Source organism: Chlorobaculum tepidum TLS (genome assembly GCF_000006985.1).
In the GTDB taxonomy this organism is placed as follows: Bacteria; Bacteroidota; Chlorobiia; order Chlorobiales; family Chlorobiaceae; genus Chlorobaculum; species Chlorobaculum tepidum.
The window spans coordinates 490,713-503,888 of sequence record NC_002932.3; the positions used below are offsets into that span (position 1 = coordinate 490,713).

The window sequence follows — 13,176 nt, forward strand, 5'->3', positions numbered from 1 at the left end:
GCTGGTTTAGCGGTGAAACGGATTTTCGTGACAGTCCTGCCCGCCGGAGGTCGCTCGAAACGGCTCCGGAAGGTAGACAGCTTCTATGAAAAATGTTAGGTTGTGCAGGAATCAAGCTTGCCTGGTCAGATTGCATTCGTGAGCGAAGGTATCGTTAGCCTCCTTCTCTTCGTGCTGGTAAATCCTGTTCCTGTCGGCAAGGTTCTTGAAATCGACCTGGTGCGCATCGAACTCCGGGCCGTCGATGCAGCCGAACTTGATCTCGCCGCCGACCGTGACGCGGCAGCCGCCGCACATCCCGGTGCCGTCAATCATGATGGGATTGAGGCTGACCACGGTCTTGATGCCGTACGGACGGGTGACGTCAGCCACAGCCTTCATCATCGGAATCGGGCCGATGGCGAGTACAAAGTCGATCTTTTTGCCCGAGTCGATCAGCTCCTGGAGCTTCTGCGTCACGAAGCCGTGGAAGCCGTACGAGCCATCGTCAGTGGTGATGTAGGCTTCATCGCTGACCGCCTTCATCTCATCTTCGAGGATCACGAGATCCTTCGAACGCGCGCCGTTGATGGTGATGACGTAGTTGCCTGCTTCTTTCAGTGCTGCCGCCGTCGGGTAGGCGATAGCGGTGCCCACGCCGCCGCCGATACTGATTGCCGTACCGAAATTCTCAATGTGCGAGGGCGTTCCCAGCGGGCCGACCACATCGGCGATCGAGTCGCCTGCCTCCTTGCAGTTCAACTCACGTGTCGATTTGCCCACACCCTGCGCGATGATGGTGATGGTGCCCTTTTCGGGATCCGAATCAGCGATGGTCAGAGGAATGCGCTCGCCGTTTTGGTCGATCCTGATGATGACGAACTGGCCGGCTTTTCGCTTTTTTGCGATCATCGGAGCCTCGATTTCGAATTTTTTAATATTTTCGGCTAAAAAAATAGCGGAAACAATCCTGTACATTGTTCTTGCGATTACTCGTGATATGTGGATTGGAATGACTTTCAGCAGGGAAGCAAGGAACAAAAGTGAAAGCCACAGAAGAGGGTATAATACGGCGAGAACTTCTTAAAAAAAAGACGTGTTGCCCCTTTTTCGAGGTTTGAACCGCTTTTTTCTCCATCCGGAGGCCATCAGCAACGTTTTAATCTTTAAGTTCATGGTATTTATTGCCGACTATGGCGCCGGAAACCTCAGGTCGGTGCACAAGGCTTTCGATTATCTCGGTATCGAGGCAGTCGTCAGCGACAAGGCATCCGAGATGAGCCGTTACGATAAAGTGCTTATTCCCGGTGTCGGCGCGTTTGGCCCGGCGATGGAAGCGCTGAACCGCCAGGGATTCGACGAGGCGATCCGGGAGCATATCGACAAAGGCCGCAGTGTGCTCGGTATCTGCCTTGGCATGCAGCTCTTTCTTTCAGAAAGCGAGGAGATGGGAGCGTATAAGGGCCTTGACATCGTGCCTGGCAAGGTGCTCCGTTTTACCAGCAGTACCGACAAGATTCCGCAGATTGGCTGGAACTCTGTTGATTATTGCAAGGACTCGGTCCTTTTCCGCAATGTTCCAGATCAGTCGTATTTCTACTTCGTGCACTCTTACTATTGTGCTCCCGACGAGCCGGAAAGCGTGGCCGCGACCACCTTTTTCGCCGGGAAAAAATTTTGTTCGGCCATTGAGAAAAATGGTATTTTCGCGGTACAGTTTCACCCTGAAAAAAGCTCCGAAGCAGGTTTGCAGGTGCTGAAAAATTTTGCAGAATTTTAAGTCCTTGAGGTTATAAACGTTATGCTGATTATACCGGCTATAGATATTAAAGAAGGAAAGTGCGTCAGGCTGACCCGCGGGGACTTCGCTCAGAAGAAAATCTATCTTGACAATCCGTGCGACATGGCGGTCATCTGGCGGAAGCAGAACGCCAAGATGATCCATGTGGTCGATCTCGACGCAGCCCTGACTGGTGAGACGGTCAACTTCGAGAGGATTCGCGAGATCGTCAATGTGCTCGATATTCCGATCCAGGTCGGCGGTGGCATCCGCTCTGTCGAGGCGGTTGAAAAGTACCTTGACATTGGCGTCAGCCGTGTGGTTATTGGCTCTGCGGCGGTTACCAATCCCGGCCTCATCGCCGATCTCCTGAAGAAATATCGTCCTTCGCAGATCGTCGTCGGCATCGATGCCGAGCACGGCGTGCCCAAAATCAAGGGGTGGACCGAGAGCAGCAATATGCAGGATTACGAGCTTGCTGGCGAAATGAAGAAGCTCGGCGTCGAGCGCATCATTTACACCGACATCACCCGTGACGGCATGTTGCAGGGGGTCGGCTACGAAACCACCAAACGCTTTGCCGAGAAGGCGGGCATGAAGGTGACCGCGTCTGGTGGCGCGACCACTTCCGATGACCTGCACAAGCTCCGCTCGCTCGAAAAGTACGGCGTCGATTCGGTCATTATCGGCAAGGCGCTTTACGAGTGCAATTTTCCGTGCCAGGAGCTGTGGTACGCCTACGAGCAGGGGCTTGGCATCGACGGCGAATTTTCCACGGCCCGCAAGAAGGAGTGCTGCTCCTGACGGCGGCCGCATCGCGCTTGCAACCATCGACAGTCACCGTGCAGGAACAACGCCAACAACTTCTCCGGTCGCTTGAAGCCCTGATCTTCTCCTCGGAAGAGCCGGTCAACCTTCAGACGCTCAGTCAGATTACCGCCCATAAGTTCACACCGAGCGAACTCCAGGAGGCGGTCGATGAACTCAACCGCGATTACGAGGCGACCGGCAGAACCTTTCGCATTCACGCCATCGCTGGCGGTTACCGTTTTCTCACCGAACCGGAATTCGCCGACCTCGTCCGCCAGCTGCTCGCGCCGGTGATCCAGCGGCGTCTTTCCCGATCCATGCTCGAAGTGCTCGCCGTGGTGGCCTGGCACCAGCCCGTCACCAAGGGCGAAATCCAGCAGATCAGGGGTGCGAGTCCCGACTACTCCATCGATCGTCTGCTTGCGCGCGGGCTCATTGAGGTGCGTGGCAGGGCCGATTCTCCCGGCAGGCCGTTGCAGTACGGTACGACAGAAGTATTTCTCGACCTGTTTCATCTGCCGAGTCTGAAAGACCTGCCCAAGTTGCGAGAAATCAAGGAGATTCTGCAGGAGCACGAGGAGCAGCAATACCTGGCTGCTGACGGCGATTTGCCGGTGGCCGCCGATGAAGATGAAAAACCACGAATGGAGAGGATTGAATGAAGAAACAGGTGCAGGAAGAGAAGGTCAGGATCAATAAATATCTCGCCATGTGCGGCGTGGCATCGCGCAGGGCCGCCGACCAGCTTGTGCTCGAAGGCAAGGTGAGCGTCAACGGCCATATCGCCGACGAACCGGGGTTCAAGGTCGATCCTCGCAATGACGAGGTGATCGTCGATGGGCGACTCATGGCAACACCCGAGGCCAGAAAGGTTTACATTCTGTTCAACAAGCCCCGGAACGTCATTACCACCAACCACGACGAGCGCGATCGCCAGCAGATTCTCGATTTCATCGATGTTCCCGAGCGGGTATTCCCGGTCGGACGCCTCGACCGGAAGAGCACCGGTTTGCTGCTGCTGACTAACGACGGCACACTGGCCCACCGCCTGATGCACCCGTCGTCACAGGTGCAGAAAGAGTACCTCGCTGCGCTCGACGCGAAGTTTCCGCCTGCGATGCTCCAGAAGCTGACCGGTGGCATGAGGCTCAAGGACACCGGCGAGAAGGTGAGTCCCTGCAGAGCCAAAATCCTCGATGATGGCATGAGCGTGCTCGTGAGCATTCACGAGGGCAAGAACCACCAGGTGCGGCGCATGTTCAGCACGCTCGGCTTCGAGGTCAAGCGCCTCGATCGCGTGGCCTACGCGGGCCTGACCCTCGGAGAACTCCGGCGCGGCGAGTGGCGCTTTCTCTCTCGCAATGAGGTGGAAAAACTCTATCGTTTGTGTGGCGGTCACTGATTATATTTAACAAGTCCCGTTCGACGTAACGGGCTTATCGCTTTTTTTCTCTCCAATTTTCATCGACCCCTTGCGATGAAACCGACATACACTACCTGGCTGCGCCGCATGACGGCGTCGGCTATGCTTTTGGCATCTGTGGCCTCACCGGTTCCGGCGCTGGCTTTCGACTCTTTCGAAGAGCTTCTCGACCGTTCCGATTCGATGGGAAATGCCGATGAGCTGTTCAGCGACCTCGAAGAGTTGCGCCGGAACAAAATCCCGGTCAATCGCGCCACCGAAGAGCAACTGCTCAAACTGCCGCTGCTGAGTGCCGCCGATGCTGCGAAAATCATCGAGTGGCGGGAGCAGCGCGGACCAATCGGTTCCGTCGCCGAACTCGAAGCGGTGATCGGCAAGGACACTGCCCGCCGTTTCGCCGCATACCTTTCATTCGAATTGCCCCCTGAGGTGAAGAAAAAAGCGCTGCCCGAAAGAGTCAAGGGCAGCGTGATCGGGCGGGTGTTCTGGGAGGATCCGCCACGTGCAGGGGTCACAAACGGCAAGTATGCCGGAGGCAACCGGCATGTCTACAGCCGCTTCCAGGCAGCTACGCCGCACTACGGCGTGCATCTCCTGTCAGACAGCGATGTCGGCGAGCCGGATATCGATGATTTTCTCTCGTTCAACGTTCATGCTGAAGGCATCGGCATGCTGACGCAGGCGGTTATCGGAAATTACCGGCTGAGTTTCGGGCAGGGGTTGGTTTTCGGCCAGGGGCGCTACTTTTTTAAAGGCTCGGACGCCGTCGATGGCGTACTGCTCTTCGCGCCGGCGCTTCGTCCCTACATCTCGGCGGGCGAGGACAACTTCTTGCAAGGCGTGGCCGCGACGCTTGCGCCGGGGCCGTTCGAGTTGACGGCGTTCACTTCAAGCAACAAGGTCGATGCGACCATCAAGAACGATGTGGTCACGAGTATTGCAACCACTGGCTATCATCGCACGGCCACAGAGCTTAACAAAAAGGACAACCTCACTCAGGAGGTCAAGGGCGTGAATCTCCGGTACCGCTATCGCGCCGGAGAGTTGAGCACCGCCATTGGCGCGACGTGGGCGAAATACAGATACGGACTTCCGCTCTCATGGCTCGATGACGGCAAAAATGGCGGCCAGCTCGGATCGGTCGAAGCGAGCGCCGTGTATCGAAACACACAGGTTTTCGGCGAGGCTGCATACGCAACCGAGCCCGGCGCCCTGTCATGGATATGCGGCGTTCAGTCCGATCTGGCAAAGGGAATTACCGGTGTTGTCTCGATGCGTGACTATGCTTTCGAATACTACTCTCCGTTTGCCGGAGCATTCGCCGAGCGGGGCGACAACGCATCGAACGAGTCGGGCCTTTATCTGGGCCTGAAGGCAAAAGTGCGTGATAACCTGACCCTTGCCGGTTTGTACGACAGGTTCAGATTTCCGGTGCTCGACAAGCGATATTACGTCTACCCGTCATCCGGCTACGAGGCGCGGTTCTACGCGACCTGGAAGCAGAACCGCTGGATGACCTGGGACGCTATGTATCAGCACAAGGAGAAGGAGGAGGCCAAAAAGCAGTTCGATAGCAACATCGGAACATCGCGTTACATACCGGTGCCCAAAATTACCAACCGGGTGCAGCTCGGTCTGGTAGTCGAATGCTCTCCAGGCATCACGCTGAAATCGCGAGCCGCATTCAAGAGTCTCCGGAGCCACTTTGTCACCGGAGCCGAGAGCGAAGAGGGGTGGCTGTTGTACCAGCAAATCAATCTGAAGCGAGGCCCCTTTACCCTCAAGACCCGCCTTGCCCGTTTCGATACCGACAGTTACGATGTTGCCCTCTACGCCTACGAAGACGACTTGCCGCTGGTTTATATGCTCAACGCTTACTATGGCCGGGGCAAAGCGTGGTTTATTGTGCTCGATTTCGAGCCGGTGAAAAACTTCAATCTGACCGCCAAATACGAAACGACATGGTACGACGACCGCGACGTTTACAGCAGCGGCAACGACCTGCGCAATACCTCGTCACCGGGTTCGTACCACGTGGGGTGTATGCTGAAGTTTTGAGAGGCGGAGATTGACAGAATTGTTGGGTCGAGGGGGTTGGATGGAAGGATTCTGCCGGGCTATTGTCATTCTGAAGCGATGGCGGAATGCTTACATTGTCGGGAAAGCATGGGTTGAATGATAATGGGGAAAGCTCATTTCTTTTTTTGTAGAACGTTTTGGGATTTTTCCTGTTAACCCGGCAAGAACGGAGTAGAGAATGGCAAATTTGTGGATTCACGCACTTACGGTGTTCATGGGGTTTTTCGCGATTATGAACCCCATCGCCAACGTGCCGATTTTTCTGAGTCTGACGGAGGGCGACGATAAAAAGACGACGGCGATGGTAGCATCCCGAGCGCTGCTGCTGGCGTTTCTGATCGTGACGATCTTTTCGGTGGCCGGAAAACTTATCTTCGATCTGTTCGGCATCACGTTGCCCGCGTTTCAGATCACGGGCGGCCTGCTGGTTTTTCTGATCGGCTTTCACATGCTGCAAGGCGACCAGTCAAGCGTGCAGCACCCGAGTGAAACGGGCAAGAAAAAATCGCCCGAAGCGGCCCTCAGCGTAACGGTCTCCCCGCTGGCGATGCCGATCCTCGCCGGGCCGGGCACCATCGCCACGGCAATGAACTTCTCGACGGGCGAGAATTTTATGGAGATGGCCGTGACCATCGTAGTGTTCGGCGTGCTGTGTCTCATCACCTACGTGCTGTTCGTTTCGGGCGAAAAGTTCGTCACCTACATTGGAGCCAGCGCGTTGGGAGTCATTACCCGAATGATGGGCCTGATCCTCGCCGTCATCGGAGCGCAGATGGTGATTGCCGGAATCCACGGAGCGTTCGGGCTGGGTGCTGGGTGAGTTTGTTGGCAGCGGTTATCTTTAGCAATGTTTTAACAGCATTTTCATTGATTGGTTCGTTCAAACATATGACGATATGTGTTGGCTCCCGGAAGAATATATCTCTGTGAGAAGGGATGCTTGTTTTCAAGCAGACAGCTTCATAAAGGCAAACGGGAACCCCTGTGTACGGCCAATCGGTCATGCTGGTTAAACTTCACCAGAACGGGCGGGCAACACCGGCGATCCGTTGGGCAATTCAGAGCTCCAGCCTGTCAGCAAGTCAGCTGGCGGCCAGGCATGGCTGCTCTTGGCTCTCGATGAGCTTCTGGCCATCGTTCGCGAATGCATCAACCCAAAGGTCTCGCGTTCCGGACTCGACCGCTGTCTGCGCCGGCATGGTCGAGCGCTTTAACGGCCGGAGAGAGGAGATTCCCAGCGCCAACGAGCTTGCCACAATGATCGGGCACTGTGCAAAGCTCTCTGACGCCGGACTCCGCAGACCATGTCAGGCCATCGTATACCGCGGGATACCTTGCAAGCATGGCGTAAAGAGCGTCCGGATTTGTTTGTTAACAATAAACATAATCTGGCGGGACCTGATAGCTACCGGTGAAGGGTGGGATGGTAAGGCGTTGAGATTGACGAAGGTTCTGCCCTCAAAGACGTATTGAGTTTTTCGTGACGCATCAGTTTCGTCCACCTGCTCTTCACCATTCCGCTCCTGAGATTGGCATTCCCCATTCTGCGCCCCTCGCCTGAATTGCGTATATTGCCCGTCGAAAAAGCGTTATCCATCAACCTTATCCGAGCAATCAATGAAGAAAGTGCTTGTGGCCGGAGCGACCGGTTACCTTGGCCGGTATGCGGTGCAGGAGTTCAAGAATCGCGGGTACTGGGTGCGCGCGCTGGTGCGCAATCCCGAGAAGTTCAAAAAGCCGGGGCCGTTTTTCGCGCCAGAGATCGACACGCTCGTTGACGATGTGGTGTTCGGCGACGCTACCAAGCCGGAAACCATCGCCGGGCTGTGCGACGGCATCGACGTGGTTTTTTCGTCGCTCGGCATGATCAAGCCCGACTTCGAGCACGACAACTTCGACGTGGATTATCAGGGCAACATGAACATTCTCGCCGAGGCGCTGAAGGCCGGGGTGAAGAAGTTCGTGTACGTTTCGGTCTTCGACGCGCATCGCATGATGAACATCCCGAACGTGCAGGCGCACGAAAAGTTCGTCCGCGAGTTGCAGGCCGCGAAGATTGAGAGCACAATCATCCGTCCGAACGGCTTCTTTTCGGAAATCGGCCAGTTCGTGGCCCGTGCTCGCCGCGGCTTCATGCTGTGGATTGGCGACGGCTACAACCGTCAGAACCCCATCCACGGCGCCGACCTGGCCAAAGTGTGCGCCGATGCGGTGGACAGCAGCGAAAAAGAGATCGAAGTCGGCGGCCCGGAGGTGTTCACTTACCGTGAAATGGTCGATCTGGCTATCGAAATCGCCGGAACGCAGCCCGTACAGGTTTCACTGCCCTTCTGGCTGGCTGACGGCATCGTCGGCGTGCTGGGCCTCTTCAATCGCGATGTGCACGATGTCGCACTGTTTGCCACCACGCTCAGCAAGATGGATTTCGTTTCGCCGAAGTACGGCACCCACCGTCTGCGCGACTTCTTCAACGAGTGCAAATTGCTACCGCTGTAAGGCACCGGTTGTTATACGCGAGTGAAGCCGGATAGCCGCCGGCTTCATTTATCCGCCTTTCAACTCTTTTCAATTTGAGTCGCAAGATGCGGCAGCAGTTGACGTTAAGAGGAACCTCTTGTCATAAAACGAGGTTGCTCTGAGCAGAACGTTGATTCGTCTAATAGAAGTTGATGGCCTGCAACCGGGCCTTCGACATTTGATGAGGACCCCGCCTTTGCTTGCCCTGATCATCACCGGCTTTGCCGTTTCGGCAGCTGCTCCATATCTCTATCGTTTGCTGAAGGCCCGTTTTGTCTGGTTCGGAGTTGCCTTTCCGCTAGCTCTGTTCGCGAGCTTCATGCTCCGCTATCCGCAGGCGGCCTCCGGCGTGCCGGTGCGCGAGCGCTGGAGCTGGGTGCCGTCGCTCGGTCTTGACCTGAGCTTCGTGCTCGACGGGCTGAGCCTGACCTTCGTGATGCTGGTGACGCTTATCGGTGCGGCGGTGTTTCTGTACGCTTCGGTCTACCTGCGCCACCATGAAGAGGCCGACCGCTTTTTTGGCTTCATTGGCATGTTCATGACCTGGATGCTCGGCGTGGTACTGGCCGATAACATGCTGCTGCTGTTTCTCTTCTGGGAGCTGACCAGCATCAGCTCGTTCCTCCTGATCGGCTTCAACCACCATGCGGCTTCGTCGCGCGCTTCAGCGCTGAAGGCGCTGCTCGTGACCGGGGCGGGCGGCCTCCTGGCGCTGTTGGCCGGAATGCTGCTGTTGGGGAACGTGACCGGCAGCTTCGAGATTTCCTCGTTCTACGCGATGAACGATCTCATCACCTCGCATCGCCTCTATCCGGCCATTGTCGCGCTGATTCTTGTCGGCGCGTTCACCCAATCGGTGCAGTTTCCGTTCCACTTCTGGCTTCCCGACGCCATGGCCGCGCCTTCGCCGGTGAGCGCCTACCTGCACTCGGCCACGATGGTCAAGGCGGGCATCTATCTCATCGCGCGGTTCAACCACGAAATCGGCAGCACCGCGCTCTGGCAGGATACGATCCTCTTTACCGGCGCAGCCACCATGATTTTCGCAGGCTTGCTCTTCTACCGCCAGAGCGACCTGAAAAGGTTGCTGCCACTTCATCTGCCTGGTCTCGTCAAGCCATCGATCTGGTACGAAGAGGCGCTGTCGGGGATGCTGCGGTTTGCCGCCTGGCTCACCTCGGTGTTGCAGAACGGCGATTTGCGACGCTATCTCGCGGTCATCATCTTCTCGGCGCTCATTCCGGTTTCACTGATGCTTTTCAGCTCTGGCGGTTTTTCGGTAACGCTGCCCGCCGATCTTTCGGTCGCGTCGTATGAGGTCGCGCTTGCCCTGATTATAGTGCTGGCGACCGCCCTCTTGCTAACGAGCGATTCGCGCCTGAAGGCGATTGTGTCGATGGGCGTGCTCGGCTTTGGTGTTGGTATGATCTTCATCATCTACGGCGCGCCCGACGTGGCGCTGACCACTTTTGTTGCCATCGAGACGCTGAACGTCATTCTCTTTGTGCTGGTGCTGGCCCATCTGCCGAAGTTCACCTCTCGTTCGCGCACCACCGGGCGGATTCGCGCTGCTCAAACTCAGAACCGGTAAAACGGATTGTTAGGCGGACAATCACAAATCATAAGGAGATAAACATGAAAGAGTACAAAGTTCTCACACAGAAGGACCGCTTCTTCGGCGGCACGTTCGATCCCGAAAAACTCGAAAAGGCAATTAATTCGTACGCAACCGAGGGATGGGTTGTCGTCTCTGTTGCTACAGCCAGCATCCCGTCTCTAACAGGCGCACGCGAAGAAATGATTGTCGTGATGGAGAGAGAGAAGTAACCATGGAGAACCGCTTTGGAGTGAAGGGTAGCTTGTGTAATAGCCGCCGAGTCTCTCTCATGAAGATCGGCGAGGCCGATCCGAAGATGTTGACAGGCTAGCTCGAGCTGCTCGCCCGCGAAAGGGGTTACACCAAGGTTTTTGCAAAGTTGCTGAAAGGCCCGGAAAGGGAGTTTGTCGCGAATGGCTGCCGCGCCGCATCGCCGGACGCCGCCGAGATCGCTCGCATCGCCAAGCATGCGTCCGGCAAGCCAGCTTCTGCGCCGCCGCCGCTTCCGGCGGAGTTTATGCTTCGCGTCTGCACGCGCGACGACGTTGAGGCGATGGCTGGAATCTATCGCGAAGTGTTTTCCACCTATCCCTTTCCGATCCACGATTCTGTCTGGCTGCTCGAAACGATGCAGAGAGCCATATCGACTACTTCGGCCTCGAGCACGAAGGTCGTCTCGTCGCGCTGGCCTCCTCGGAGATGGAAGCATGAACGTTTGGCACAAGCGTCTGGGGTGAAAGCCGGCCTGTTCAGCGTTGCTGATTCTGTGCCGTTCTGATTCGAACCGGAATGGCTGGCGTTTCGTGCAAAGATTCCTGATGTTGTCTAATCCTGGGTGACAAATTCCAGAGCCTTGACCGGAAGTCAGCGTTGCCAACTCATATCCTGAATCGAACACAAGCTTGTTATATTCCGGTTACGGCTGTTTTTTAGCCGACTATCACGTATGTTCCCATTACGACAAATGGTGAAGTACTGAAAATGAAACTATCCATAGTAGCATGAAAAGCTTTATAGCCGCCATTCGTAACGGAGAAACGGGATTTGTCGTTCACAACTCCGTGTTTCTTCCTTTTCACTGCGAAATAATCAGAATCTGGATCGGCAAGGAGATGTCGCTTCTTTCGGTGCCTGACGAGATCACCGATCTTGGTGATGCCGACGTCATTTTCATCAGAGAGGGGGAGTCCTATACCAATCTTGTGTTCAGGAAATGGGGCGATCTGTCGAGGGAACTCGGCAATCACAAGGGGCACATCATCCTTCGCGCAGCCGAGAAGGGTGATGATATCTTCAAAAGCGAAAACCTCCATTACATAAAAATCGGTTTTCATGACCATCGAAAGGAGCTCTCTTTCGAGATTATCAACAATCCGTTCGATTTGTAGGAGGCTTCACGGAAGTTTTCCGGCACTTTCCCTGGTTTGTTTTGATTTCGGGATGCCGTGCCAGCCGCCGGTTTGATCAACTATCCTGTTAGCCATGCTTAAATCTTTGCTGCGTATTCTCAGCCTGCGTCAGGATGCGGAGGCATTCGATGCCATCCACAACGCGGTCGAGGCTGATATCATGTTCAGCGGGGCGCGCATCTGGGTGCTGATTTCTGCCATTATCCTCGCCTCGGTCGGCCTCAACATGAACTCCAGCGCGGTTATCATTGGCGCCATGCTGATTTCGCCGCTCATGGGCCCGATCAACGGCATGGGCTACAGCATCGCGACCTATGATTTCCCGTTGCTCCGGAAGTCTTTCAAGAACTTCTCTTTTGCGGTGATTTCGAGTCTGGTCGCTTCAACCCTCTATTTTGCCATCACTCCGGTATCCAGCGCTCATTCGGAGTTGCTTGCCCGCACGAGTCCCACCATCTATGATGTACTGGTCGCGCTGTTTGGCGGCTTGGCCGGGGCGATCTCCCTGACCACGAAACTCAAGGGCAACGTGGTACCGGGTGTGGCGATTGCCACGGCGCTCATGCCACCGCTCTGCACGGCGGGCTATGGCTTGGCGACCGGCCACTTCACCTTCTTTTTTGGTGCGCTCTACCTTTTTACAATCAATAGCGTTTTCATCGGACTTGCCAATGTCGGTTTCGCGCGAGTGATGCGGATTCCGCTACGAAGCTCTCTTCCGGAAGAGAAAAGAACCGGTATCAACCGTATCATCACGGCGGTCATTCTGGTTACACTGATCCCGAGCGTCTATTTCGGCTATGTGCTTGTCAAGAAGGAGCATTTTATTGAAACCGCCACAAGGTTTGTTCAAACGGTCAGCCTTTTCAAAGGGAATTTTCTGCTTCGCTATGACATTGATGGCGATAGCCGCACGATTTCAATGATTTATGCCGGCGAACCGCTGACCAGTGACGACAAGGTGGAATTGGGCAGGCGAGCGGAAAAATTCGGCCTCGAGCAGGTCACCCTGAAGTTCGAACAGGGGCTGGTAATCAGTAAAGACAAGGAATTTCAGGATAAGCTGAGTCAAATGGTAGAGACGGATCGTCAGAAAATTGAAATCGCTCGTCTCAATGCGGCGTTGCAAGCCAATCAAAGGCAGCAAGATAGTCTCCGTCAGGTCAAATACACCGGCCTGAAACTTCTCAATGAACTCAAGCCGTTGTTTCCGCAGATTACGAGCTGCCTTTATGCTGAGTCCTATCTTTTTTCAGACAGCACGGGCAAGAAACCTCTGCACAGAAGTTACGTTCTCCTTTCGGCGGCAAAACCCATCAGCCGGGTTGACCGCACGAAAATGGAGAACTGGCTCAAAGCCCGGTTGCAGAACGACAGCCTGCGGGTGGTGTTCGAGTGAATGTCAGCGCTTGATGGCCGCCTGGCTCTTTTTATCCGCGCTGTTTTCTTGATTGATGGAGCTGTGGGGAGGATTAACCGCAGTATTCTTTCTTCTCTTGTTATGGTTTTTTTTAGAAGAGTTTTAACAATAGTTAATATCTTGCTTAAGACTTGTCGGCTATTATTTGAATAGAGCAGAGCA

At 55.3% G+C, this 13,176-nt stretch carries 13 protein-coding genes and 1 pseudogene; 13 read left to right on the forward strand and 1 reads right to left on the reverse strand.

The window, feature by feature from the left end:
• Positions 1-111: 111 nt before the first annotated feature.
• Positions 112-957 carry a sulfide/dihydroorotate dehydrogenase-like FAD/NAD-binding protein gene (locus AYT24_RS02290; RefSeq protein WP_010932161.1) on the reverse strand — a complete coding sequence of 282 codons (846 nt, stop codon included), beginning with the start codon at positions 955-957 and terminating at the stop codon, positions 112-114.
• Between the two features lie 196 nt (positions 958-1,153).
• Between AYT24_RS02290 and hisH the strand changes: the two genes are divergently transcribed.
• From hisH to AYT24_RS02355, 13 genes and pseudogenes are all read left to right on the forward strand, one after another.
• Complete coding sequence (hisH, locus tag AYT24_RS02295; protein ID WP_010932163.1) at positions 1,154-1,759, forward strand: imidazole glycerol phosphate synthase subunit HisH; 606 nt, start codon at positions 1,154-1,156, stop codon at positions 1,757-1,759.
• A gap of 21 nt (positions 1,760-1,780) precedes the next feature.
• A complete protein-coding gene (hisA, locus tag AYT24_RS02300) occupies positions 1,781-2,563 on the forward strand; it encodes a 1-(5-phosphoribosyl)-5-[(5-phosphoribosylamino)methylideneamino]imidazole-4-carboxamide isomerase (RefSeq protein ID WP_010932164.1) in 783 nt (260 codons plus the stop codon).
• A gap of 38 nt (positions 2,564-2,601) precedes the next feature.
• Positions 2,602-3,231, forward strand: coding sequence for an SMC-Scp complex subunit ScpB (gene scpB / locus AYT24_RS02305; protein WP_010932165.1), 630 nt, complete (start codon positions 2,602-2,604; stop codon positions 3,229-3,231).
• A complete protein-coding gene (locus AYT24_RS02310; RefSeq protein ID WP_010932166.1) occupies positions 3,228-3,971 on the forward strand; it encodes a pseudouridine synthase in 744 nt (247 codons plus the stop codon). The genes scpB and AYT24_RS02310 overlap by 4 nt, the downstream gene beginning before the upstream one ends.
• Positions 3,972-4,046: 75 nt before the next feature.
• Positions 4,047-6,050 carry a ComEA family DNA-binding protein gene (locus AYT24_RS02315; RefSeq protein ID WP_010932167.1) on the forward strand — a complete coding sequence of 668 codons (2,004 nt, stop codon included), beginning with the start codon at positions 4,047-4,049 and terminating at the stop codon, positions 6,048-6,050.
• 199 nt (positions 6,051-6,249) lie between these two features.
• A complete protein-coding gene (locus AYT24_RS02320) occupies positions 6,250-6,891 on the forward strand; it encodes a MarC family protein (RefSeq protein ID WP_010932168.1) in 642 nt (213 codons plus the stop codon).
• Positions 6,892-7,073: 182 nt separating this feature from the next.
• Positions 7,074-7,273: pseudogene (locus AYT24_RS10445) on the forward strand (hypothetical protein); the annotation flags it as partial.
• Positions 7,274-7,688: 415 nt separating this feature from the next.
• The gene (locus AYT24_RS02330; protein ID WP_010932170.1) at positions 7,689-8,567 is read left to right on the forward strand and encodes an SDR family oxidoreductase; all 879 of its coding nucleotides are present in this window, start codon (positions 7,689-7,691) and stop codon (positions 8,565-8,567) included.
• Positions 8,568-8,769: 202 nt separating this feature from the next.
• Complete coding sequence (locus tag AYT24_RS02335; RefSeq protein ID WP_010932171.1) at positions 8,770-10,179, forward strand: proton-conducting transporter membrane subunit; 1,410 nt, start codon at positions 8,770-8,772, stop codon at positions 10,177-10,179.
• A 44-nt stretch (positions 10,180-10,223) separates the two neighbouring features.
• The gene (locus tag AYT24_RS02340; RefSeq protein ID WP_010932172.1) at positions 10,224-10,415 is read left to right on the forward strand and encodes a DUF4177 domain-containing protein; all 192 of its coding nucleotides are present in this window, start codon (positions 10,224-10,226) and stop codon (positions 10,413-10,415) included.
• Positions 10,416-10,564: 149 nt separating this feature from the next.
• The gene (locus tag AYT24_RS02345) at positions 10,565-10,963 is read left to right on the forward strand and encodes a hypothetical protein (protein WP_010932173.1); all 399 of its coding nucleotides are present in this window, start codon (positions 10,565-10,567) and stop codon (positions 10,961-10,963) included.
• Positions 10,964-11,186: 223 nt separating this feature from the next.
• Positions 11,187-11,573, forward strand: a complete 387-nt coding sequence (locus AYT24_RS02350) for a hypothetical protein (RefSeq protein ID WP_010932174.1) — start codon at positions 11,187-11,189, stop codon at positions 11,571-11,573.
• A 94-nt stretch (positions 11,574-11,667) separates the two neighbouring features.
• Entirely contained in the window at positions 11,668-12,993 is a 1,326-nt protein-coding gene (locus AYT24_RS02355; RefSeq protein WP_010932175.1) for a DUF389 domain-containing protein, read from the forward strand.
• The last annotated feature ends 183 nt before the right edge of the window (positions 12,994-13,176 follow it).